This is a genomic window from Shewanella sp. BJSY2023SW005, assembly GCF_047314585.1.
Lineage (GTDB): Bacteria > Pseudomonadota > Gammaproteobacteria > Enterobacterales > Shewanellaceae > Shewanella > Shewanella algae.
Genome location: NZ_JBKORJ010000045.1, coordinates 50,494 through 73,081, shown reverse-complemented (window position 1 = coordinate 73,081; position 22,588 = coordinate 50,494). Strand labels below are relative to the sequence as shown.

The 22,588-nt window shown below is 55.9% G+C and carries 20 protein-coding genes; 13 read left to right on the top strand and 7 right to left on the bottom strand.

Annotated features, from left to right (window positions below):
• Nucleotides 1–56 precede the first annotated feature (56 nt).
• Nucleotides 57–590, top strand: coding sequence for a molybdopterin adenylyltransferase (gene mog, locus ACMHXI_RS13725; RefSeq protein ID WP_208143344.1), 534 nt, complete (start codon nucleotides 57–59; stop codon nucleotides 588–590).
• Nucleotides 591–736: 146 nt separating this feature from the next.
• On the opposite strand, the gene ACMHXI_RS13720 is transcribed toward mog, so the two are convergent.
• Genes ACMHXI_RS13720 through ACMHXI_RS13710 form a run of 3 tightly spaced genes read right to left on the bottom strand, consistent with a single transcriptional unit; the run spans nucleotide 737 to nucleotide 4,091 of the window.
• The gene (locus tag ACMHXI_RS13720; protein WP_370628948.1) at nucleotides 737–1,873 is read right to left on the bottom strand and encodes an ABC transporter permease; all 1,137 of its coding nucleotides are present in this window, start codon (nucleotides 1,871–1,873) and stop codon (nucleotides 737–739) included.
• Entirely contained in the window at nucleotides 1,870–2,604 is a 735-nt protein-coding gene (locus ACMHXI_RS13715; protein WP_028780402.1) for an ATP-binding cassette domain-containing protein, read from the bottom strand. The genes ACMHXI_RS13720 and ACMHXI_RS13715 overlap by 4 nt, the downstream gene beginning before the upstream one ends.
• Entirely contained in the window at nucleotides 2,601–4,091 is a 1,491-nt protein-coding gene (locus ACMHXI_RS13710; protein ID WP_413735201.1) for an alpha/beta hydrolase, read from the bottom strand. The genes ACMHXI_RS13715 and ACMHXI_RS13710 overlap by 4 nt, the downstream gene beginning before the upstream one ends.
• A gap of 83 nt (nucleotides 4,092–4,174) precedes the next feature.
• Here ACMHXI_RS13710 and ACMHXI_RS13705 point away from each other — a divergent pair, with 83 nt between their 5' ends.
• The 4 genes from ACMHXI_RS13705 to ACMHXI_RS13690 all read left to right on the top strand — a co-directional run bounded on the left by ACMHXI_RS13705 (nucleotide 4,175) and on the right by ACMHXI_RS13690 (nucleotide 9,409).
• The gene (locus ACMHXI_RS13705) at nucleotides 4,175–4,558 is read left to right on the top strand and encodes a GntR family transcriptional regulator (RefSeq protein ID WP_413735199.1); all 384 of its coding nucleotides are present in this window, start codon (nucleotides 4,175–4,177) and stop codon (nucleotides 4,556–4,558) included.
• A 299-nt stretch (nucleotides 4,559–4,857) separates the two neighbouring features.
• Nucleotides 4,858–6,651: an AMP-dependent synthetase/ligase gene (locus ACMHXI_RS13700; RefSeq protein ID WP_044735542.1), complete on the top strand. Its 1,794-nt coding sequence runs from the start codon at nucleotides 4,858–4,860 to the stop codon at nucleotides 6,649–6,651.
• Nucleotides 6,652–6,778: 127 nt separating this feature from the next.
• A complete protein-coding gene (locus ACMHXI_RS13695; RefSeq protein ID WP_413735197.1) occupies nucleotides 6,779–8,983 on the top strand; it encodes a toxin-antitoxin system YwqK family antitoxin in 2,205 nt (734 codons plus the stop codon).
• 27 nt (nucleotides 8,984–9,010) lie between these two features.
• Nucleotides 9,011–9,409 carry an acyl-CoA thioesterase gene (locus ACMHXI_RS13690; RefSeq protein WP_025888469.1) on the top strand — a complete coding sequence of 133 codons (399 nt, stop codon included), beginning with the start codon at nucleotides 9,011–9,013 and terminating at the stop codon, nucleotides 9,407–9,409.
• Nucleotides 9,410–9,446: 37 nt separating this feature from the next.
• Here ACMHXI_RS13690 and ACMHXI_RS13685 read toward each other — a convergent pair whose 3' ends face one another.
• A complete protein-coding gene (locus tag ACMHXI_RS13685; RefSeq protein WP_232786054.1) occupies nucleotides 9,447–10,274 on the bottom strand; it encodes an AraC family transcriptional regulator in 828 nt (275 codons plus the stop codon).
• An 86-nt stretch (nucleotides 10,275–10,360) separates the two neighbouring features.
• Here ACMHXI_RS13685 and ACMHXI_RS13680 point away from each other — a divergent pair, with 86 nt between their 5' ends.
• A complete protein-coding gene (locus tag ACMHXI_RS13680; RefSeq protein WP_109247450.1) occupies nucleotides 10,361–11,059 on the top strand; it encodes a glutamine amidotransferase-related protein in 699 nt (232 codons plus the stop codon).
• A gap of 96 nt (nucleotides 11,060–11,155) precedes the next feature.
• On the opposite strand, the gene ACMHXI_RS13675 is transcribed toward ACMHXI_RS13680, so the two are convergent.
• The 3 genes from ACMHXI_RS13675 to ACMHXI_RS13665 all read right to left on the bottom strand — a co-directional run bounded on the left by ACMHXI_RS13675 (nucleotide 11,156) and on the right by ACMHXI_RS13665 (nucleotide 17,647).
• Entirely contained in the window at nucleotides 11,156–14,650 is a 3,495-nt protein-coding gene (locus ACMHXI_RS13675; protein WP_413735194.1) for a hypothetical protein, read from the bottom strand.
• Between the two features lie 125 nt (nucleotides 14,651–14,775).
• On the bottom strand, nucleotides 14,776–15,681 hold the full coding sequence (gene pbpG, locus ACMHXI_RS13670; protein ID WP_082050271.1) for a D-alanyl-D-alanine endopeptidase: 906 nt from the start codon (nucleotides 15,679–15,681) through the stop codon (nucleotides 14,776–14,778).
• Between the two features lie 91 nt (nucleotides 15,682–15,772).
• The gene (locus ACMHXI_RS13665; RefSeq protein WP_309076554.1) at nucleotides 15,773–17,647 is read right to left on the bottom strand and encodes a flagellar biosynthesis protein FlhA; all 1,875 of its coding nucleotides are present in this window, start codon (nucleotides 17,645–17,647) and stop codon (nucleotides 15,773–15,775) included.
• A gap of 7 nt (nucleotides 17,648–17,654) precedes the next feature.
• Between ACMHXI_RS13665 and ACMHXI_RS13660 the strand changes: the two genes are divergently transcribed.
• The 7 genes from ACMHXI_RS13660 to ACMHXI_RS13630 are packed head-to-tail and all read left to right on the top strand — an operon-like array spanning nucleotide 17,655 to nucleotide 22,578.
• Nucleotides 17,655–17,894, top strand: coding sequence for a hypothetical protein (locus ACMHXI_RS13660; protein WP_109247453.1), 240 nt, complete (start codon nucleotides 17,655–17,657; stop codon nucleotides 17,892–17,894).
• Nucleotides 17,891–19,123, top strand: a complete 1,233-nt coding sequence (locus ACMHXI_RS13655; RefSeq protein ID WP_115389480.1) for a flagellar hook-length control protein FliK — start codon at nucleotides 17,891–17,893, stop codon at nucleotides 19,121–19,123. Before ACMHXI_RS13660 ends, ACMHXI_RS13655 begins: the two co-directional genes overlap by 4 nt.
• Nucleotides 19,124–19,144: 21 nt before the next feature.
• A complete protein-coding gene (gene fliL, locus ACMHXI_RS13650) occupies nucleotides 19,145–19,582 on the top strand; it encodes a flagellar basal body-associated protein FliL (protein WP_037474831.1) in 438 nt (145 codons plus the stop codon).
• A 22-nt stretch (nucleotides 19,583–19,604) separates the two neighbouring features.
• Nucleotides 19,605–20,315, top strand: coding sequence for an RNA polymerase sigma factor FliA (locus ACMHXI_RS13645; RefSeq protein ID WP_044736031.1), 711 nt, complete (start codon nucleotides 19,605–19,607; stop codon nucleotides 20,313–20,315).
• Between the two features lie 15 nt (nucleotides 20,316–20,330).
• Entirely contained in the window at nucleotides 20,331–21,188 is an 858-nt protein-coding gene (gene motA, locus ACMHXI_RS13640) for a flagellar motor stator protein MotA (RefSeq protein ID WP_413735190.1), read from the top strand.
• On the top strand, nucleotides 21,188–22,156 hold the full coding sequence (locus ACMHXI_RS13635) for a flagellar motor protein MotB (RefSeq protein WP_025009155.1): 969 nt from the start codon (nucleotides 21,188–21,190) through the stop codon (nucleotides 22,154–22,156). The genes motA and ACMHXI_RS13635 overlap by 1 nt, the downstream gene beginning before the upstream one ends.
• Nucleotides 22,156–22,578: a hypothetical protein gene (locus tag ACMHXI_RS13630; RefSeq protein WP_025009156.1), complete on the top strand. Its 423-nt coding sequence runs from the start codon at nucleotides 22,156–22,158 to the stop codon at nucleotides 22,576–22,578. Before ACMHXI_RS13635 ends, ACMHXI_RS13630 begins: the two co-directional genes overlap by 1 nt.
• Nucleotides 22,579–22,588: the final 10 nt, after the last annotated feature.

Genomic DNA, 22,588 nt, shown 5'->3' with positions numbered 1-22,588 from the left:
AATTGTGGTATGTTAGGCGCCACTGCAACACAAGCATTTTTGCCAAGGGGAACAGCATGGCCAAAGCCAAAATCGGGATAGTAACCGTTAGTGACCGTGCCAGCGCCGGAGTCTATGAAGACATTTCCGGTAAGGCGATCATAGAGACTCTCAATGCTTATCTCACCAGTGATTGGGAAAGTGTTTATGAAGTGATCCCGGACGAGAGGGAGGTGATTGAAGCCACCCTCAAGCGGATGGCCGATGAAGACGGCTGTTGTCTGGTGGTGACCACAGGGGGCACAGGGCCGGCCAAGCGCGATGTTACGCCCGAGGCGACCGAAGCCGTGTGCGACCGTATGATGCCTGGCTTTGGCGAGCTGATGCGCGCCGAGTCGCTCAAGTTTGTTCCGACGGCGATTCTGTCACGACAAACCGCCGGGCTGAGAGACGACACCCTGATAGTCAACTTGCCGGGTAAGCCCAAGTCGATTCGTGAGTGCCTGGATGCGGTATTCCCGGCGATTCCTTACTGCATCGATTTGATGGAAGGCCCCTTCCTCGAATGCGATGAGACAGTGATCAAGCCGTTTCGTCCCAAGGCGAAATAAGCCAACCCGGTTTTTATCCTGCCGATACCCTTGGGTTTCGGGGTTTCGGGGTTTCGGGGTTTCGGGGTTTCGGGGTTTCGGCAATCGAAAGGCAAGCCAACATTGAATCTCGGCTTGCCTTTTCTTTTGCGGACTTGGGGTTTGGATCAGAGGCCAAACACCACCTTTTCGCTCTTGAGGGAGCGCTCCAGCCCCAGCACCAGGGCGGCGGCTATGGCCAACGTCAGCAAGCTGGATACCAACAGCTGCAGCAGCGGCAACTCCTTACCCTTGATAAAAGCCATCAGCGCCTGTTGCTGCCCCGAGACCGGCAACCACTGCAAGGTGTCCGGCGCTATGTCGTAACTGGCGGTCATCGCCAGGGCCAAGGGCACGAACAGCACTATGGTCAGATAGGATTGGGCTTCCTTAAAGGTCTTGGCCAGGAAGGACACAAACAGTTGCATGCTGGCGGCCAGCAGGGCGACCGGCAAGCCTATCAACAGCATCAGGGCAATAAACTCGGCGCTGATGCTGATGCTGAAGCCGAGCTCCTGCCAAGGCACCATGGGATAGGCAAACTTGGAGATCAGCAAAATCAGCATCAAGCCCAACATGGCAAACACAGTTACCGCCAGCAGCTTGGAGATCACCAATTGCCTCGGGGTGACAGGGTGACTCAGCAACAGCGCCAATGAGTTGCGTTCACGTTCGCCGGCACTGGTATCTATCGCCAGATTCATCCCGGAAATAAATACCGAGTAGATCATGGTGAAGATGGCGATTCCGAGGATCATTCCGCCCTTGGAGTCTGGCGTGGCCTGATCCTGCAGTTGCACCTTAATCGGCTGCATTATCCTGGGGTCTATACCGCGGGCCAGTAGGCGCAGGCTGCCCATTTCGGAGGAATAACCCTGCAGCGCCCGCTCCAGACGGCGAATCGATTTCTGCAGCTTTTCATCCGAGTTGTCGGCTATCAGGATCACCTCGGCCCTTTCGCCCTTGGCCATCTGCGTCCGATATTGCTCGCTTATCTGCAGTATCAGAGCGTCAGCCTGCTCGCCGCTGTCCTGATTGATCCCCTTCTGGCCGAGATAGCGCACCAGATCCGGTGCCTGTTCGGCGTTGTCTATGCGAATTTGCAGATCATCCGGGCTGGAGAGCTGACCAATCAGCACCACAAACAGACCGCACATGATCAACGGTGTGCCTATGGCATAGTAGAGACCGGCCATTACAGAACGCTTGTCGCGGGCGGCATCCAGCAGTTCCTTGCGAACCAGTGTCAAGAGTCGATTCATCATGCGGCTATCCCCTCATCCGTGCCTATCAGTTGTATAAAGGCATCTTCCAATGACTCCTTACCGGTTTGACGACATAGATCGGCCGGGCTGCCAACGGCCACCACGCGACCCTGGGTCATGACAATCACCTTGTCACAGAGGGCGGCGACCTCCTGCATCACATGGCTGGAGAACAACACACAGTGGCCCTGGCGTTTGAGATCCAACAGCAGCTCCCGCAGTACCCGGGTGCTCATTACATCCAGCCCGCGGGTGGGTTCGTCGAGAATAATATTGGTCGGTTGATGCACTATGGCCTGAGCCAGTGCCGTCTTCATCCGTTGCCCCTGGGAAAAGCCCTTGCAGTGGCGGTCGGCAATATCGTCCATCTTGAGTTTGCCGAGCACATCGGCAGTCGCCTGCTTGGCGGCCTTGCTCGGCATGCCGCTGAGTTCAGCGAAGAAACGAATATATTCTCTCGGGCTCAGGCGTTCATAGAGGCCGAAGGGATCCGGAAACAACCCCAGTTGCTGCTTGGCCGCCAGCGGATTGCGACCGACATCTATACCGTCGACTTCGGCTATGCCTTCGTCCGGTTTCAGCAGGCCAAACACAGTGCGCAGGCAGGTAGTCTTGCCGGCGCCATTGGGGCCGAGCAGGCCGGTAATCATGCCATCTTCGGCGCTGAAACTCAGGCCATCCAGGGCTTGAACCTTGCCAATACGCTTACTCAGATTGGTCACCTTGATCATTTTGTTCCTCCTGGAATGGCTTCCACTGTGCTGGCGTTGAGATAGAAACTGCGACGCACATCTTTGTTGAGACACTCGCTATCCAACTTGTCCGGCGCCGTGCCCTTGACCAGCTCGGCGATCAGCTCATTGGCGCAGGACTGGGCGGCAACACCATGGGTGGCATAGGGGGAGATCAAGTGTCTGGCGTTGCTCAACTCAGCCATGGCCAGGTCACCCCAGGAAGGCGGCGTGGCGGGGTCCTTGGCTCCGGAAAGCAGCAGGGTGGGGATATCGCTGGCTATCGGCTCGGCAAAGGTGGCCGCCGCGGCCGGGACATTCCAGATAGGGCAGCTTCTGTCCAGGCTACTGAGCATCTCTTTGCCTATGACGCTGGCCTCGGCCTGTTGGCGCTCGACGGCGGTCAATCTGGGCCAATCTTCACCGCAAACCACGGCGGCGTGCATGCCCATGGCGATACCTGTGCTATCGACACTGAGAGCCATCAGCCCCAGCAGAGGTTGATATTCCTCCATGGCCGCCCGGTGGATGGCGTAGGGCAGCAGAGCTCTGACCGAGGGGCTGTAGAGCGCCATTCTCAGGCTGCCAAGCAGCTTGCTACGGGTCAGGGTCAGCATGGCGATATCACCGGTTACCGGATGAGGCACCTTCTTCATCACCGCATGCTGCCCCAGGCGCTCGGCCAGCTGGTTCAGTTCCTGACGCAGCTGTGGGTAGGTTTGAGCGCACAAAGCGTCCTGCTCACAATCGCTCAGCAGCAGATCCTGGGCCCGCCCAATGGCGGCACCTATGGCCAGCACACTCTGCTGCATAGGCGCGACGCCATCCAGGGTCACTGTCTTGAGTGCCTCGGGATAGTGGCGCATATAGAGCTGAGCCATGCGGCTGCCGTAGGAGATGCCATAAAGGTGCAGCTTCTGATAACCTAAATGCCGGCGAACCGCTTCGAAGTCGTGCAATGCCTGCTCGCTGCCGTATTGGCTGATGTCGGCATCCAACTTACTCAGGCAGTTACGGGTTTCCTGTCCGACATCGAGCGCTTCGTCGTTATAGGCCAGGGTTTGTTCCAGATCCAACGCCGCACACTCAAGGGCGTTGGACTGGCCGGTGCCGCGCTGATCTATCAGCAATATGTCCCGGTTTTGACGCACTTTGCTTAAGATCAGGTCGAAGGTGGCGGCATTTTCGATGGCCGACTGTCCCGGCCCGCCGGCGATGGCCAGTACGGCTTCATTAGGGGCGGTATTCTTGATTGCCGGCAAGACGGCATAGTGGATTGCCAACTGGCGGCCTTCGGGCTTTTGCGGATCCTCCGCGACTCGAATCGTGCCGCAACGCAGACGTTCAGACAGACCATCGACATAACAGCCCGTGCTTTCGGAAGCTGTCTGTGCCTGACTCAGCGGCGTCCAACAAAGCCCCAGAGCCAACAGCAGCATGCTGGTTACGGCAAGCCTGTGGTGCCGGCCAAAGTTCCTTTGCTTCATGCTTGTGTTCCTTTTTGGCATTCCTGCCGGAGTGTGTTAGTTTTATTGGTGTATCAATGCATTAATACAGTGTTTCAAGGCTAATGTTAGCACTATTGCATGTCAACCCCGGCAGCGGCGAACCCATCTACCGTCAATTGAGCGAGCAGATTATCCATCTGATCGTCGGCGGCCAGCTGCCCGAGGAAACCGTATTGCCCTCGGTGCGGCAGATGGCTGAGCATCTGGCTGTAAACCCCATGACAGTTTCCAGGGCGGTGAAACAGTTGGTGGAGCAGGGGTGGCTGGAGCGGCGACGCGGCCAGGCAACCCGGGTAGCCCAGCGCCGGGCCCATCAGAATTTGTCGGCCGAGGCCATTATAATGCCGCAGCTTGAAGACTTGTTGGCAACGGCGCAGCAATTGGGGTTGTCGCAACAGGGGCTGCAACAGTTGATAGTCAAACATTGGCCCCGAAGCAAGGAATAACAGGGAACAAGTATGAAGCAGCCGGCCGGGCGATTATTGCATTTCGCCAAGATTGGACTGTGAGTCTTAGCTGAGGTGGCGTTGGTCAGGCTGCTCTTTACCAAGGGCGTTGTTTCATCTTGGCCGCAATAGATTATGGCGTACAGCAGTACTGGAACCCTGATATAACAACTGGTCTGATCTCTATGAGTGGAGCGTGATACTGTACGGAATTAGAGCAAAAGCTCTTATGTTTGCCTGAGCCTTGGGGTAGAATCTCAAAAGCGGAACAGCTGTAAGCTAAAAAGGTAAACCGAGTTATGTCTCTAGAGCAGTACAGAATCACCCATCTCTTGCGTCAGCAGCTTAAAGCGCGCGCAGAGCATATCGCCCTGGAAGGCTTCGAAATGGCTGCGCCTTGGGATAAGGTCAGCTGGAATGAATTTAACCGTATCAGTGCTGCCATTGCCGGAACTCTGATTGCCAACGGCTTTGAGGTTCAGGATCGCGCCGTGATCTTGTCCCACAACTGCCCGCAATGGACCTGTGTCGATGTCGGTGTGATCCGCGCCCGAGGTGTTGTGGTGCCGGTTTACCCTACCTCCACCCTGGAGCAAGCTGCTTATATCATCAATGATGCCGGTGCCAAGCTATTGTTTGTGGACAACAAAGCTCAGTATGAACTGGCTTGTGAGTTGGAGTCCTTGTGCCCGACACTGAATTGCGTGGTGGTGTTTGACAAGCAAGTCACCCTCAAGCAGCCCCATCATCAACACCTGGACACCCTGCTAGAGCAGACAGTGCCCGAAGAAGCACGCACTGAGCTGGCCTCCAGGGAACAGAGCGCCACGCTGGACGATCTGCTGACTCTTATCTATACCTCAGGTACGACCGGTGATCCCAAGGGGGTGATGCTGGATCAGCGTAACTTCGCCTCGGCCATGCGCCAGCATCAACAGAAGATCCCTTTCAGCAGTGACCAGGTGTCACTGGTTTTCCTGCCCCTGAGCCATGTTTACGAGCGGGGTTGGAGCTTCTATGTGCTCAGTCGTGGTGGCCGTAACGTTTACCTTGCGGACACTCAAAGAGTCAAAGAAGCCATCGCCACCGTGCGTCCTCACACCCTGTGTGTGGTACCCAGATTCCTGGAGAAGGTATACAGCGCGGTGCAGGACAAAGTTGCCCGAGCCGGAAATGGTCGCCGCAAGTTATTTGCCTGGGCATTGTCAGTGGGCGAGCGCCAGTTTGAGGTGATGCAGGGCCGGGCCAAACCCAGTGCCTGGTTGTCGTTGCAATGGCGCCTGGCCGACAAGTTGGTTTACGGCAAACTCAGAGCCGCTCTCGGTGGTCGCCTGCAGCTGATGCCCTGTGGCGGCGCGGCTTTGGATGCCAAAGTGAGTGCGTTCTTTGCGGCCATTAACCTGCCGGTACTCTGTGGTTACGGTATGACAGAAACCACGGCAACCGTTACCTGCAATACATTGGACAACAGGGTTACAGGTTCCAACGGCCGCTGTATGCCTGAGGTGGAAGTTCGTCTCGGGGCCGAGAATGAGATTTTGGTTCGCGGTGATACCGTGATGCGCGGTTACTTTAATCGTCCCGAGGACACAGCCGAGGCCTTCGAAGATGGCTGGCTCAGGACTGGTGATGCCGGCTACCTGGATGAACAGGGTAATCTGTTTATCACCGACAGGATCAAAGAGCTGATGAAGACCTCCAACGGCAAGTACATTGCGCCGCAGCGGGTTGAAGGCAAGGTGGGTTGCTGTCCCTTTATCGAACAGGTGGCGGTGGTTGCCGATGCCCGTAACTATGTGACTGCGCTAATCGTTCCGGCCTTTGAAGCCCTGGAAGCCTGGGCCAAACAAAAGGGACTCAGTTATGAATCCCCGCTGGAACTGATACGTCACAGCCATGTGGTGGAGCATTTTGAAGAAAGGCTCAAACACCTGCAACAGGAGCTGGCGGGTTTTGAACAGATCAAGAAGTTTACCCTGCTGCCGGAAGCCTTCTCTATGGAGGCGGGTTTGATTACCCCGACTCTCAAGCTCAGACGCAAGATGATCTATCACAAATATTCCCGCGAAATTAACGCCATGTATGGTGGTTAATTCTGAAAAAGGCTGCCTGGGCAGCCTTTTTTAATAGCATGATTCCTTTAGATTTAATACCGGCTGTTGTAGTATTGGCCCCCAATCTTGGCCGGGTTGCCAAGGTCATTTCTCAAGGAAGCAGTATATGGAACGACTATTCCAACCAGGCTTGCTCACAGGCTTATTTCTCCTTATTTTTTCCCCGCTTTCTTCAGCCTCTGAATTGGCTCACGGCCCTTTGACACTGCCCGGCGGTGACGGCGAGCAGTTGTCTTTCTACCGTGATTCCGAGCAGGTATTGGCCCAGGTTCAGGATGATAAGGGCAGTAAAACGCTGGATAGCTTCCCGTCAGCAACTCAGGTCGTCGCCGTCTTTTATCAGGATCTCGATGGTGATGAGCAGCGCGAAGTCCTGGTGATGCTAAAGACCGGCTCAGAACTTTCCATCAGGGGATATGGTCGGGACTACAGCAATTGGCAGTGGCTGCAGCGCCTGCAGCCCAGGCTGGACCGGCTGGCTCCTTCCCTCAAACACTTCACCGTGGCCGAAGTGCGTAAACAGTTGAAGCGCTGGCCGCCGCAACAATATTTGATGACTTACGATATTGACGCCACTGATGACGCCAACATCAGGGCCTTGCTGCAAGGGAGCCTGGAGAGTGACGGGCAACTCTTGGGTTACCGGGATGAAGAGGGGCGGGCAGTGAAGCGCGCCGAACAGGCGTACTCCTATCGGCTCAAGTATCCTGTCAGAATCAAAGAGGGACAGACAGCATTCTTCCTGACCGCCAGCTTCGAGCGGCTCAGCTTTGGTATTGGTGAAGCTGAAGGATTTATGGTGACCGAAGTGGCTTACCAGCGCGATGATATCGAGGGGGAGGCTGGTCGCAGTGGCCCGCTGCTGGGGTTTACTCCTACCGGTGGCACCTGGGGCGGTGTGACACTGAGTGCCTCTTACCAGGGCGGTAAGTTGCATGGTAGTTGGGCCAGCTATAGCCCACGTAATGGCCGTATCAACGCCGCCGGTGACTATCGAAATGGCTTGCAGCAGGGCGAGTGGATAGAGGCTGACTTCGATGGTCGTTTTTGGCGGGGGCAGTACGTCGACGGCAAGCAACAGGGCCTGTGGAAGCTGGAATCCGACTATGACGAAACCTTGTCGCTGGGGTTTGCGAACTACAAAGATGGCTTATTGCATGGTGAATACGAGGAGCTTCTGGCCGATTTTGGCAGTGACGCCGAACCCACACCCACAAAAATCTGGCTCAAGGGTGCGTACCTTGACAACAAACGCCATGGCCCCTGGATTGAAGATGGCAACAGGGTGACTTATGACCATGGCTTGAAAGATGGACTCTGGGTTGAGATGGATGGCGAATCTGAGCTGCGGACCCATTACCATCAAGGTAAGAAACAGGGACTGCGGCAGCGACTGGATAGCAGCGGTAAACTACTGCTGGAAGAAAATTATCTTGCCGATCAGCTTGATGGCCAGAGCCGTTACTTCTATGCCAGTGGCCAGTTGAAAAAGCTGTCGCAGTTCAAGCAGGGTAAGCAAGATGGCCAGCAGCTGTATTTCCATGAAAATGGTCAACTGAGCAGTTTGTATGATTATCAGGCGTACCAAGATAAAGAGGGTCGTTGGTATGAGATCCTTCAGGGAAAGGTTCTTAGATACAGCGAGCAGGGGCAACTGCTGGAGGTGCAGCAGTATCGTGATGCTCGCGCCGAGGGGCGCTGGTATCGCTTTGATAAACAGGGGCAACTGGAGCGCCTGCAAAACTTCAGTCAAGGGCTGGGTCAGGGAATGCAGGCCAGCTTCAGCCCCCATGGGATCTCCTCTTTTCGGACCGTAGAAAAAGGGATATCCATAGGCGATGGCTATCGTTTTCACCGCAACGGCCAGTTGCAGGAGATCAACTTCTATTGCGATTATGACGGCGCGGCAACCAGCAATAACCTGTGCGGTTGGCAACACAGCTTCTATGAAGATGGTCAGGATGCTTGCTTCAGACGCTTCAGCTACGGTTATGAACAGGAATATATCTGCTATGACCGTGAGGGACGGCTGCTCAAGAGCCAGGAGCTAACGGCGGCCAACAAGATGGTTGAACGCCGTTACATCAATGGCAAGCTCCATAAGGAGGAGCCGAGGATCTCTGTATACAACCGGATGATCAATGGCGAACAGGTTTACAACTTCAACGGTGCCCGTTTCGATGGCGTGGTCATAGGCATCTATCACGATGGCCGCTATGAAACCCTGTATCGGGACGGCAAGAAAATTTGCGGCAAACAGTTTGACCCTCAAGGTAAGCTGAAGCCCGGCAAAGACAAGTGCGAGTTTTAATCAACAATAATAACAATAGGATACCCTATGGAAGCGTTAAGCCTGGATATTCAACCCAGATTCAATGAAACCGATGGCCTGGGCCATATCAATAACACTGTGCTGCCCGTGTGGTTTGAAGCCGCCAGAGAGCCTGTGTTCGAAATCTTCAACCCTGGTCTGGATCTGGCCAACTGGAACCTGATTGTGGCCGGATTCACCATCGCCTTTAAGGCGCCCACCTATTACGGTAAGACAGTCAGAGTATTGACCTCGGTCAGCCGCATAGGCAACAGCTCGTTCGAAGTATTGCAGCAGAGTTGGCAGGGAGAGCTGCTGACCGCCGAAGCCAAGACCACCCTGGTGCACTACGACTACAGCTGTGAGCAGAGTCGACCTATTCCTGATGAGATCCGTCAGCGTCTGCAGCCTTTGCTGCGGGAGTGAGTCGGCGTTTTCCAAGTACAGATTAAGCCAGCGTCTTCTACGTTGGCCTATTCTGGCTGCGGTATTGGTGTGGTGTCTGGTCAAAGAGACCTTTGAAGGCACAGATAAAGGCAGAATCGGACTGATAGCCCGCCTGAAATGCCACCTGTTGCACTGTTTCACCTTGTTCCAACTGCGTCAGCGAACTCAGCAAACGTAGGTGCTGGCGCCAGAGTGGATAGCTGCAACCCAGTTCCCGGGCAAACAGCCGGGAAAGAGTGCGCTCGGATGCGCCCACCCGCTCGGCCCATTGGGCCAGAGTCATTTCCAATGCCGGTCTGGCAACTTGTTCATCAAAAATCCGCAGCAGACGTTTGTCTTTTGGCAGCAGTAACCCCAAACGATAGGGCGCCGCCTGGATCACCTCATCCTTGAGAACCGCCAATAACCTCAACCTTGCGTCTGAGGCTTGCGGGCTGGGTGCTTGTGTCAGATGCAGCAGCAATTCCCTTAGAAAGGGAGATACCGCCAAGGGTTTGGCCTGAGTGGGAAAGCCCTGGCTATATGCGGGATCCAGGTAGAGACCGATGAACTGGGTATCCACCAGGACTCTGGACTCATGTTCCTGGGTTGCCGGAATAAACAGGGCGCCGTTATGGGGCAGTATAAAGCGGGTATCCCTGACCTGAGTCTGTAACAGGCCGCTTGCCGGAAACACCAACTGATGCCAGTTGTGGCTGTGCCAGCTATCGACATGCCCTCTGGGCATCCACAGCACTTTGCTGAGCACCCGGGCGTCGGGATAAGCCGCTATCAGCCCGTTGGCATCGAACCGTGCTTCTGAAGCTAGGGTATCTGTTGGGGAAATAGCTTGGCGGTTTGGCAATGTTATCTGTCTTTGTGTCGATATCTACCGGTCTGCTGTCAAGGCTAACATGACGGCCAACTGAACAACAAACGCGGGAGCGACAGGTGAAGGTACATTTTATTCAACATGAGTCTTTCGAAGGGCCGGGGGTTTTGGCGAACTGGTGTCGCGCGCGCGGCTATGAAGCCAGCTATACCCGCCTTTGGCTTGGTGAATCCTTGCCGCAGAGCCTCCAAGGCGTAGGTTTATTGGTTGTGCTCGGAGGCCCACAGTCACCGGCAACCGGCATTGCCGAGTGCCACTATTTTGATGCCCGGGCGGAACAGGCCTTGATAGCCAGAGCCATTGCCGGGCAGGTGGCTGTGTTGGGTATCTGTTTGGGAGCGCAGCTGATTGGCGAGGCGCTCGGTGCTCCTTTCGAACCCAGCCCAGAGGTTGAGATAGGCTTCTTTCCCGTGACCTTGACCGCGGCTGGCAGGGCGCATCCAGGCCTGGAGAGCTTCGGCGACAGTGTCACTCTGGGGCATTGGCACCATGATATGCCTGGGCTGACGGCCGATAGCAAGGTGTTGGCATTCAGTGAGGTATGTCCGAGGCAGATAGTGGAATATGGTGCCAGAGTGTACGGCTTTCAGTGCCATCTGGAATTTGACGCCAAGGCGATAGAGGCGCTTATCAGTCACAGTGCCGCCGAGTTTGGTCAGCCCAGTCCTTGGGTGCAGTCACCTGATGTACTGCGCCAGGCCGAGACTCAGGAGATGAATGTCTTGTTGTGGCAATTTCTGGACTGGCTGGTGCGCTGAAGCGGGCAGCATAGACAGCCTAAAAGGCGTGCCCATGCTGCCTGGCGGCTATGTGGCCAGCCCGCCAAACCCCTTGCCTTACCCAATCGGCGGCGGTTAGGCAAGCTCTGCCATGGCGTCTCTTACCCGGCGGGAGTCATCTTTGGCCAGCGCCGAGAGCAACTCGGCCGCGTCGGAATAGTCGCCTTCTAGGCAATCGATCAGCTCGATTTTCTCATTGACAGTCAACTGAGTAACAAGGGGCGTCAGCGTGCCGTTTCTCAGTTGAGCGACTAGCCAGTCACAGGGAGCTTCATATTCCCCCTTGCCGAGGCAAAAACGCAGCAGTTTCATCGGCTCAAGCCGCAGCGGCTCCAAGGTTTGCAGCAGCCAGCTCAGCGCGGCTTCTTGCAGCTCATCGCTGTCCTGGTATCTCCTGTCTATGTATCGCGCCGCTGGCCAGTCGCCGCGGCGCACCTTGTCGGCCATAAAGGCCCGCAATAGCTGCTTATCGAACAGTTCAAATCCCAATTGGTAGCCAAGCAGGAGCTGCAGCAGTCGCTGCCGGATTGGGGTGGGTAGTAGCCACAGGCACTGCTTGAGGTCATAACGCTCGAAGGATGAGTAGATACTCAGCTCATCAAGGGCGAACAGGCGTTGCAGGCAGGCTTGCATGGCTGCCAGCGGCAGTTCACCACTCAGGTATGCTTGCAGTCGACCGTTGACCAAGGCGACCCTGGCATCTGCTGAGTACAGGGCCTTGAATGCAGCCAAGATCTCCTCGGCGCTGACACTCTCGTCAAACAGCAGCACCTCGCCCGGAACACCTTGGGGCAAGCCCTCCGGCGGTATTGCTTGGGTCAGCAATAATGCCTGCAACTCTTCACCCTGACGCCGAAGCAGGCTGACGTTGAGCCAGTCATATCTGTCATCTTGGGCCTGCTCGCAAACCACAAGTTGCGGCGCGGCAACCACAGGCTGCTTTATGCCCCGCTCCAGCAACTGACAGCGGCCATCAAAGTCTTGAGCCAATACCCGCTGCCAACTCTTGAGGTTGTCGCGAATAAAATACTCGAGGCAGAGTGACCACTCCCGCTGCAGCTCAGGGTGTTGGATAAAGCCTTGTCCGGGGAATTGCAGCTCCAGCAGTTCGAAGGCATTGAGCTTCTCTCTATCCGGCAGTCGTCTCAGTGCCTGCAGCAGTGGATCTGCCTGGCTCGATGAGGCCTGGGCCAATGGGCTCAGCTGCGCTACTGCGCGCAGGGTGTTGTCGTCATCACCGCTGCTCAGCGACAGTTGGAAGTCAAACACTGTCAGCAGGGCTTCACTGACGCCGAGTGATTGCATGCTGCTGACAAAGCCCTGCCTCTGTGTATCAGAGTCAAACTCAGGGTCGAAATTATCGTCACTGTAAGGCATGGCGGCATAATGCAAGAGCTTGAGTGGCGCCAGTTCCAGCAGCCATTGCCACAGGCGCCGGGCCAGTATGAGTGCCGGTGCTTGCGGCTCATTTGGCTGAGCCGAGGAGTGAGTGAAAGCCTGCTGCGAGGCCAGCAGGAAATAGCACAGCATGGCACCGCGGCGAAAACCGTCTTGTTTGTCGAACAATAGGTATTTGGGCTGGAAGTCACTGATGGGCTCCAGGGTCAATTGGCGGCCAACACTATCACGCCCTCTTCGATAGAGCTGGTCTTGTGCCAGTTGCAGCGCCTCAAGCTCACAAAGAGAGGGCTCGGGCCGACAGATAAACGCCTTGAGCGGCTTGGCATCGTCTGCGGCCTGCTTGAGCACTTGCCCGGCAAGCAGTTCCCAAGGACTATTAGCGTTTAATCTCTCGCTCAGCGCCCGGCTGGTGGCGTCATGGCACCCGGCCAGACAGTCCTGTTGCCAAAGGAAGGCCAGCAACACATAGTGGCCGAGCTCCATTTGGCTCAGCGGCCAGTTATCCGGGTTGGCAAGCTGCCGGTGTTGCCGGAACAAGGCCAGGGTCTTGTTCAACAAGGGGCGGTTGTAGACCTGGCGCTTGTCGTTCCATTGCTGCAACAGTTTAGCCAGTTGCGCCTCGAGCAGCGCCTGCTCACTGGTGTCACTGAGGTTGCCGTAGCGCTGCAGGTATTGGCCGTCATCGAGCAGCCCTTCATCGTCGACCAGGTTTTCGCGGATCTCTTCCAACTCGGGTTTGCCAAGCCAAGCGAACCAGATATCCAGCAGGCGTAAATACTGTTGTTGCCTTTGCTGCAAACTCTTTGATGGCAAAATATCGGCAAAGGCTTCGACATCCTCTTGATCTCCATGGAGCAGTTCATAACGGCTATCGCTGAGAATACTGCTCAGCTCTTCGGCAATATGCCGATTGGAATCTGCCGTAACGCAGTAGTCGACTATGTAGTGATAGAGCCCCAGGGCTTTGGCCTTACAAGCGGGAATTAATGCTATTGGTTGCTGAGCCGCCAGCGCCTGGGATTGGCTGCCATCATGCAGATATTGCCACAATGCCGCGCCTTGGGGTTGCGCCAGTACCAATGGCTTTAACAGACGCAGCAGCCTGCCCGGCTGCTCATCGTCCTCATCCTGATAGCTGCCCTCTTGTTCATCTGCGTCGGTTTCGACGCTCCCGGTTATGCCGCATCTGTAACAGGCCAGGGCGCCACTGGCCTGGCTCTCTATGGTTGCGCGCAGGTCGCTTATCTCCTCCTCGAGACTGGCGCGGATAAACTGGCTTTCAAGCAGGGTATCCAGCCCCTCGCTCTGTTCAACTTCAAACCAGGCAAACTCAATCGGGTACATGCTGACAAAGAAATGCAGCACGGCATCGACTCTGCCGAGTGGGCGGTCTTCGGAGGCGAGCAGTTTCGGGCTATTGAGTAAACGCTCGCTCAACAGCTGTTTGAACAGAGGATATTGCTGTGGATTTTGCTTGAGGAAGTCGGCCAGTGGCTGATGACTCTGAATGCCGGTTTCGCCGCTGTAGAAGAAGCCCTGGCGCAAGTGGTCGCTGTCGCACCAGACAAAGGCCCGCAGCATATCCGGGCTCCAGCCATTGAGTTCGAGCAGCCGTGCCATATATTGCTCATAGCCATTGCTGTAGACATTGTCCCAGGCGGGGATAAGAAAGCGTGCCAATAGCCAGGCTAGTTCGGGCATGCGCCGGGCCAGCAGAAACAGGGCCTCGACCCCGAAAATGCGGCTGTCGTCCAGCCACATGCGCTGCAGATCATTATGCCTGCGGGCGAAGGCTATCATGGCCTCGGCGGTGGCCAGCAGTTCGGGTGCCAGGCGAGGGTGTTGCATGGCAATGGCGAACAGCAAGGGTTCAGAGAGGTAGAGGTCACATTCGTCACTGATGAGTGGCGGCAGCATGAACCCTTCGCCATCCGGCCCCAGGCTCAGGGCTTCCTGCAGCAGAGCGCGCAGTTCTGAATCTTGCAGGTCATCGATTTGCAAGCGGCGGTTGCCGCTGTCGGTCACGGCGACAAATTCGATATCGAACATGCCCTGGCGCAGAATAGTACCTTGCTGCAGTTGTTGCCGGTATTGCGCCAGTGCCAGGCTGATGGAGAGAGGATCCCGGGGATCCAGCGGGATAAGGGTGTGCTTTTTAAATGACTGCATCTTCCTGACTCAGTAACTGCGAAGGCCAAAGGCCTTTAAACGAGGCGGGATGATAACAAAACTTGTTGTGGATGCGGCTACGCAAGCGTGAAAACCTGCGCTGAGTCACCGCTGTTTGCCGAATATTAACGGGTGGCGGCCAAGGCCTGACGTTCTGTTTGCTTTTGCTGTTTATAGTCCAGTGCTTCTTGGGGAACCGGACTGACTTTGCCGGTTTCCAGCCACTTCTTCAGGCGGCCGGCATCGGCCAAATGGGTCAGCTTGCCGAAGGCATCCAGTACCACAAAGGCGACTTCGCGCTTGGCCATTTTGGTGAGCATAACCAGACAGTGACCGGCGTCATCGGTATAACCCGTCTTGGTGAGGTGGATCTGCCAGTTTTTCTTGTTCACCAGGCGATTGGTGTTGTAAAACGCCAGGTTATATCTGGGCTTACGAAACATGACGCTGCGGTTGGGGGCCGAACTCAGTTCGCCTATCAGAGGGTATTTCCTGGCCTCACGCAGCAGTTTGACCAGGTCTCTGGCGCTGGAGACATTCTGCTCCGACAGCCCTGTGGGTTCGACAAAGCGGCTGTCAGTCATCCCCAGTTCTGCCGCCTTGGCATTCATCGCCTTGATAAAGGCCTGGTAGCCGCCGGGATAGTGATGTGCCAGGGTCGCGGCGGCGCGATTTTCCGAAGACATCAATGCCAGCGCCAGTGCTTCTTTGCGTTTCAACTCACTGCCGATACGGATACGGGACACCACGTTTTGCATGATATCGGCCTGACTGACATCCACGGCAATCCGTTCGTTGAGCGGCAACTTGGCATCCAGTGTCACCAGCGCCGTCATCAACTTGGTTATCGAGGCTATGGGCTGTACCTGCTGTGGGTTGTCCTCATAGAGGACCTCGCCGGTTTCCAGATCCACTAGCATGGCGCTGGCCGAGGCCAGCTGTTGCAGCTCGGCCCTGGCCGGTAATTTTTGCGCCGCCCAAACCGGCAGACAGCAGCACAGCAATATTATTAAGCTGGTAAGTCTTCGCATTACCTTAATCTTCCCGCAATCATTTCTCGTAGGACTTTAGTATAAGTTTAAGGTGAATTACAACGATTTACTCCATGCCAATAATGCCCGTTTATCCCAACTGACCGGCGACCATAATGTCTTTGTTTTCAGAAATCTCATTGTAAGACAACACATTAAGACCTCTTGAAAAGGCCAGAGCATAACGGCCCAGCAGCGGGCGCAACTGAGGCGGCACCAGTAGGATAGGATGATGTCCGGCGGCCTTGGCCTCGGCCAACAGCTGGGGCATTTTTTGCTGTAGCTGCGCCAGCAACTGCGGATCCACAGGGAAACCATCCAGTGACACGCTGCCTTGCTGTTGGGCGGTGCTCAGGGCACTCATCAGTTGTCGCTCAAGCTCTGGGGTTAGGGTCATCACCTTGAGCTGAGGCACATCTCCACAGATGGCCTGTACTATCGCCTGCCTTAGCGCGCAGCGAACATCTGCCGCCAACAGCACGGGATCTTTGCTGTTTTCACTGCAATCCAGCAGTGTGGTGCCTATGGTCAAAATATCCCGCAAAGAAACCTGTTCCCTTAGCAGTAGCCGGTACACCTTGAGCTGTTGAATCGGCGACAGCGCCTGGCTCAGTGACTCGGCCAGCTTGGGGGCCTGGCGCGCCAGTCGTTCATTGAGTGAAATCACATCATCGTGCTGCAATAGCTCGGCCATTCGCTCCCGCAGCAACTTGGCGACATGGGTGGCGATCACTGTGGCGTTGTCCACGACGGAATAGCCCAGGTTCAGCGCATTGGCTTTCTTTTCCTGCTCTATCCAGACCGCCTCCATGTTATAGGCAGGATCCCGGGTGATGATGCCGTCCAGCTCACCAAAAACATTGCTGCTGCGAATCGCCAGCAGTCGCTCCGGATCCAACTCTGCCGTGGCCACCAAGGTACCCATTATGCTGATTTGGTAGTGAGTGGGGCTCAGCGCTAGGTTATCCCTGACCCTGACTTCCGGCAGCAGATAGCCCGCCTGTTCCGACAGAGTGCGGCGAATTCCGGTCAGGCGTTTCATCAGTTCGGCGCCGCGCTCTTTTTCCACCAGAGACACCAGGCGATAACCCAGCTTGACCTCTATCGCATCGACATAGGGCAGGCTGTCCCAGCTGGGGGCTTGAGGTTCGCTCAGGGCTTCGCCGGCCTGTTTGGCCTGTGGCGGTGGCATGATTACCGGCTTGGTGCGGTACTGTTTGTAGGCGACAAAACCCAACAACAACGCGGCACTGAGGAATACCCAAGTGGGCATGCCGGGTACCAGCCCCATGATCAACATCACCAGCGCCGCGGTCGCCAGGGTTTTGGGATTGGCCAGCAGTTGTTCGTTGAACTGGGCCGGCATCTCTTCGGCATCTGAAACCCGGGTGACCACAATCGCCGCAGCAGTTGCCAGCAGCAGTGATGGGATCTGGGCCACCAGACCGTCACCTATGGTCAAGAGTGCATAGGTCTTGAACGCCTCTGTGCCGCTGAGATCATGCATAAAGATGCCGATACAGATACCGCCTATGATGTTGATTGCCAGGATCAACAAGCCGGCAATGGCATCGCCGCGAACAAACTTGGAAGCACCGTCCATAGAGCCATAAAAGTCAGCTTCCGCGGCGACTTCTTTACGCCGCTCCCGCGCCTGATCCTGGGTCAGCAAACCGGCATTGAGATCGGCATCTATCGCCATCTGCTTGCCGGGAAGCGCATCCAGGGTAAAGCGGGCCGACACTTCGGAGATCCGCTCGCCCCCCTTGGTGATCACCACAAAGTTGATAATCATCAGGATCAGGAACACCACGGCGCCAACCACATAGTTGCCTCCGATCACCACTTCACCGAACGCCTGGATCACCTTACCGGCGGCATCGCCGCCTTCATGGCCGCGGATCAGCACCACCCGGGTCGATGCCACGTTCAGCGTGAGTCGCAGCAGGGTCGCATGCCGGGTCAACCGGCAGATGATCCAGTTGCTCAGGCAGCAGGGAAAGCCCCGTTCTCAGGCTGAGTTACAGGCGCGCAAACAGTTGGAGCTTTGTCACTCGCAAGTGATGCAACAGCTGCAAACCAAGAGCGAATCGCTACAGCGGCAGATGCAGCAACTACTGGCACAACAAGAGGGCATGTCCGCCTATCAACTGACCCAACTCAGCCAACCCGAGTTTCAAGAGGGAAACATGAGTAAAGGAGACCTGTATTGAGTATTGCGCTGATCCCGGCGCTGGCTGAAACGCCGGCGAAAAAAGTGCCCTTGTCCGCTCACCCGGACAGCAGTGGCAGAAAGGACTCTTATCGGCAGGAAGAACAGTCTCTTTCTCAGGCCGCGACTCAGCCGGCCAACTCCACAGCTTCCGGCATGAATGCCAAAGCGCAGGGTGCTCAAGAGAAGGGCTCTCAGGTAAAGACTACTCAAGGGCAAAGCAGCACAGTAGAGGATAGGGAATCAGGGACAGAGTCGGCAGGCGAGATGTCGGCCAATACTGTGGTGGCGCAGGAACTCTTGCCGCCTTTGATGCAGCCAACTGCAATCCACGTGACCACTCCGCCAGGAGCACCCCTGGCGCAATTGCAGGGCCAAGGTCATGATGAAAATACAGTGCCACCTTTGGCCGGCATCACGGCGCAGGGCATTGTGGGCACGCAGCAAACCAATCTGTCACTGGCAGGCATCAGCCAACCTGTGGCAGCGAACCCGCTCAATGGTGAGGGCAGAGGTGCGGGTGATATGCGGGGACAAAGCCTGCAATTGGCCGCCGCCTTCCCTCAAGCGGCTTCTCAAGTTTCGAGTGCGATAGCTGAGGCCAAAGGCACGCCTTTTCTGCCCGTTGGCACCATGGCACAGACCGCCATGCCGTCGCAACAGCTAACGGTCAATGCCGCGGCGCAGCTGGCGGCCTGGCATGCAGATCCTTCCAGCAAGCCTGTGGCTGAGCTTGGTCTGCAGCCGGAAGTTGCCGCATTGACAAGCGAGCGCCCGGGCGTGAGCCAGTGGGGCCCCTTGCCTCTGAGCGCTCAGGGAACTCAGGTGCAGCATGCCAGAGAGCTGTTGCTGCCACTCAGAGATCAACTGCGTTTTCAGATAGATCAACGCATTCAAACCGCCGAGCTGCAGTTAACCCCGCCCGAGCTTGGACGGATAGAACTGAACATTCGCCTCGACGGTGACCGGCTCCATATTCAGATGCATGCGGCCAACAACCATGTGCGCGATGCTCTGCTCAGCGGCCTGGAACGCCTGCGCAGTGAACTGGCCATGGAACACAAAGGCAATATTTCCCTGGATGTAGCCACCGACAGCGAGCGACACCAACCTGAGCAGGATGCCAGAGAAGGGTATGCCGGCGCGATCGCTTCATCCCGGGTGGACGAAACCAAAGGTGACACAGAAGCCGAGCGCAGACGCGATAGGCAACTGAACCTACTGGCCTGATGATAGAGATGAAAGATTGATATGAAACGAAATTTACTCATAGTTGCGTTACTTATTCTGGCCACTGGAGGCGGTTTTTTCATCGGCCATCAGCCGCCCGCATGGTTGGGGAAATGGTTATCGGCGGAAGAAGAAGTACAACCACAGGCCAGTTTTTACCCGCTGGATAAGATGATTATTTCGGTACCGGGGGATGAATATCCCCACTACCTGTTGCTCGAGCTGGCGCTCAAGTCCCGCAGTGACAATGCGGCCCAGGAGATCAAGGCTGCCGATCCACTTATTCGCAACACCATGATGCGAATGTTCAGCAGCAAGTCTTTCAACGTGCTGAATCAACCGCAGAATCTGGAAACGCTGCAACTGGAGGCCAGAGAATCCCTGATCAAGGTGCTGACCAAAGATCAATTTACTCTGGATATTGAAGAGGTCCTGTTCACCCGTATGGTCATCCAGTAAAGGAGGCGCCTTGGACAGTGAGATGACAGCCTATGATTTGGGTTATCAGGCGTATGGCAATGAGCGGCAATCCGAGCAGGCGTTGTTACATCAATATCTGCCCTTGGTAAAACGCACAGTTTGTTCCCTCAAGAGTCATTGTGGCCCGCTTATCGGCCAGGAGGACATGGAGCAGATAGCTCTGATGGCCCTGCTGGAGGCTGCCCGGCGCTATCCGGGAGAGTATGATGCCGGCTTTATCTCCTTTGCCGGCCAGAGGATCCGTGGCGCCATTCTCGATGAACTGCGGCGCCTGGATTGGCGGCCACGCTCGGTGCGCCAGCAGGCACACTCATTCAACGATGTGGTCAGGCAGTTGACCCGGGAGTTGGGCCGTTACCCGAAAGACAGTGAAGTCACTGCAAGAATGGGCCTGACCCAGGAAGAGTACCGGGATTACCTGCATGCAACCCTGGCAGAATCCATGACCAGTTTGGATGAGATGCTGGGAGAGGGTTTGTCACTGGGCGGTCAGGACAAGGAAATTGTCGATTTTGAACGCAATCAGCTGTTAATTGCGGCAATCAAGCAACTGAGCAACAGAGAACAGGTAATTCTGTCGCTTTATTATCAGCATGAACTCAATCTCAGAGAGATTGCAGCCACCCTGGGGTTAACCGAAACCCGGATATGTCAATTACACAAGGTTGCCGTACGCCAGTTACAGGCGATTTATCGGCAGGCTCAACTCTGATTTGGAAGCCTGATAATGAGTAAGTTTGTTGGTTTAATGGTGATTTTGGTGTGTGTCTTCGGCGGTTATGCCTGGGCCGGCGGCAACCTGCTGGCCTTGTGGCAACCGGCAGAAATCCTGATCATCCTAGGTGCCGGCATCGGCTCTTTGCTGATTGCCAACCCCCGCGCTGTGCTGGTGGAGCTGTGGCAGCAGTTGCGCCAGATCGCCAGACAGGATACTCCTGAGCCGGAACTCTACCCTCAGCTGTTTGGCCTGATGAACATGCTGATGGCGCAGATCCAATCCCAGGGGATGAAGGTGCTGGATGCCCATATCGAAAATCCGGACGAGAGTTCGTTGTTTTTGATGTATCCGGTGGTGCTTGAACACCCTCAGTTGCTGCAGTTTTTGGTTGATAACCTGCGCCTGCAGTCGATAGGTAAAATCTCTCCCCACGATCTGGAAATGATACTCGAGGAAGAGATCCACAGAATCGAAGAAGACAGCCTGCGTCCCTCGCTGGCACTGGGACGAATCGCCGAAGCCATGCCGGGATTCGGTATTCTGGCGGCTGTGATGGGGATCATCATTACCATGTCCAACATTGATGGCCCCATCAGCCTGATCGGGGTCAAGGTAGCGGCTGCTTTGGTGGGCACCTCTATTGGGATTTTCGCCTGTTATTGCTTGCTCGAGCCGTTGTCAAAGGCGCTGGAACATCAAGTGGATCGGCAGATCAGTCAGCTCAAGTGTATTGCCGCCATGCTGACGACGTTCGCCAAGGGCAAACCGCCGATACAGGCGATTGATGCCGGCCGCAAACAGATCCAGACCGAGAGCCGCCCCAGCTTTGTGGAATTGGAACAGATACTGACAGAACAGAGAAGTTAATGGCACCAAGACAGGAAACTATCATTGTCCGTCGTGCTCGGGCGGGCAAACAACACGGTGCCCATGGTGGTGCCTGGAAGGTCGCCTTTGCCGATTTTACCCTGGCAATGATGGCGCTGTTTTTGGTGCTGTGGATCATGCAGGTGGCGGATCAGAAAGAGCGGGAAACCGTGGTTAAGTATTTGAATGGTGAGTTGTATCCCTCCGGCGATATCAACCCTTTCGATCTGCGTAACATCCCCTCGCTCATCGATCTGCAAGGGCAACCCAGTGTGCAGCAACCTGTGGTTCCTACCCCGGCCAGTGGTGATGAGATGCGTGGCCCTGCGCTGCGCACCCATGTACCAGAAGGCAAGTGGCAGCCCAAGGCCGGTATGGGGCCCAAACTGAATGCCATTATCCCAGGTGAGTTCGCCACTCAGGTGCAACTGGAAGTGTTGGCGCGGCAGATCCAGCGGGTCGTCGACCAGGCGGGTATGGGGAAAAACGTACAGTTGGACGCCGTGCCTCAGGGAATAAGGATCCGCATTCACGACAACAATGAACAATCTATGTTCAAAGTGGGCCAGGCGCAGATGCGGCCCTATTTTGAAGATCTGTTGTTGGCCTTGGCGCCTGTTTTGCAACAGGTGAAAAATCAACTGATCATCTCTGGCCATACCGACTCGCTGCCCTATGTCGGTCGCAGCTATACCAATTGGGAGTTGTCCAGTGAGAGGGCGCTGATCGCCAGGCAAACCATAGAGTTTGGTGGCGTGCGTCAGGGGCAGATTCTTCAGGTTAACGGTATGGCCGACCGGGTGCCCTTTATCGATAATGAGCCCTTTAACCCGGCCAATCGCAGAGTGGAGATACTGATCCTCACCAAGGAAGCCTCCGAGCAGATCCAGAGCCTGGCAGGCGGAAAGGCACTCTTTGAGGCCAATGAGGCGGCCCGCTTTAATCAGCCAAGGGACAGGTACCAGTAATGACGGACAATAGCAGTGACGAGGCGCAGCGACGCGAGCATTTGCGTATCAGCCTGAGGCTGGGCAATGACGCCGACTTCCTGCTCGACTGTGATGGCATGACGGTGCAACTGGGACACTGGCACTGGTGGCGCCCCGGCAAGCTGGGGCTTGGAAATATCAAAGATATCAGCCGCGGCGGGGTTGGTTTGATCTCCGCCTGCCGTTTGCATCAGGGCATGAAACTGAAATTGCTGCTGAACGATGACCTGGTGTTACCCATCAGCATAACCCATTGCCGACAGTTATACGGTCCACTGTGGTTTTACGGCGGCCGTTACCTGGAGCTGTCGACAGAAGATCTGTACCGGGCACTGCGCTTGGTACAGCAGCACAGGCGCAAACTGCGACAGGGCCGGCGCCAGCCTGTTCTCGAGCCCTGACTTAGCCCTG

What these genes read in the sequence shown, in the direction of transcription:
- mog (WP_208143344.1), top strand. Translation starts at nt 57, where the DNA reads ATGGCCAAAGCCAAAATCGGGATAGTAACCGTTAGTGACCGTGCCAGC.
- ACMHXI_RS13720 (WP_370628948.1), bottom strand. Translation starts at nt 1,873, where the DNA reads ATGATGAATCGACTCTTGACACTGGTTCGCAAGGAACTGCTGGATGCC.
- ACMHXI_RS13715 (WP_028780402.1), bottom strand. Translation starts at nt 2,604, where the DNA reads ATGATCAAGGTGACCAATCTGAGTAAGCGTATTGGCAAGGTTCAAGCC.
- ACMHXI_RS13710 (WP_413735201.1), bottom strand. Translation starts at nt 4,091, where the DNA reads ATGAAGCAAAGGAACTTTGGCCGGCACCACAGGCTTGCCGTAACCAGC.
- ACMHXI_RS13705 (WP_413735199.1), top strand. Translation starts at nt 4,175, where the DNA reads ATGTTAGCACTATTGCATGTCAACCCCGGCAGCGGCGAACCCATCTAC.
- ACMHXI_RS13700 (WP_044735542.1), top strand. Translation starts at nt 4,858, where the DNA reads ATGTCTCTAGAGCAGTACAGAATCACCCATCTCTTGCGTCAGCAGCTT.
- ACMHXI_RS13695 (WP_413735197.1), top strand. Translation starts at nt 6,779, where the DNA reads ATGGAACGACTATTCCAACCAGGCTTGCTCACAGGCTTATTTCTCCTT.
- ACMHXI_RS13690 (WP_025888469.1), top strand. Translation starts at nt 9,011, where the DNA reads ATGGAAGCGTTAAGCCTGGATATTCAACCCAGATTCAATGAAACCGAT.
- ACMHXI_RS13675 (WP_413735194.1), bottom strand. Translation starts at nt 14,650, where the DNA reads ATGCAGTCATTTAAAAAGCACACCCTTATCCCGCTGGATCCCCGGGAT.
- pbpG (WP_082050271.1), bottom strand. Translation starts at nt 15,681, where the DNA reads ATGCGAAGACTTACCAGCTTAATAATATTGCTGTGCTGCTGTCTGCCG.
- ACMHXI_RS13660 (WP_109247453.1), top strand. Translation starts at nt 17,655, where the DNA reads ATGATCCAGTTGCTCAGGCAGCAGGGAAAGCCCCGTTCTCAGGCTGAG.
- fliL (WP_037474831.1), top strand. Translation starts at nt 19,145, where the DNA reads ATGAAACGAAATTTACTCATAGTTGCGTTACTTATTCTGGCCACTGGA.
- ACMHXI_RS13645 (WP_044736031.1), top strand. Translation starts at nt 19,605, where the DNA reads ATGACAGCCTATGATTTGGGTTATCAGGCGTATGGCAATGAGCGGCAA.
- motA (WP_413735190.1), top strand. Translation starts at nt 20,331, where the DNA reads ATGAGTAAGTTTGTTGGTTTAATGGTGATTTTGGTGTGTGTCTTCGGC.
- ACMHXI_RS13635 (WP_025009155.1), top strand. Translation starts at nt 21,188, where the DNA reads ATGGCACCAAGACAGGAAACTATCATTGTCCGTCGTGCTCGGGCGGGC.
- ACMHXI_RS13630 (WP_025009156.1), top strand. Translation starts at nt 22,156, where the DNA reads ATGACGGACAATAGCAGTGACGAGGCGCAGCGACGCGAGCATTTGCGT.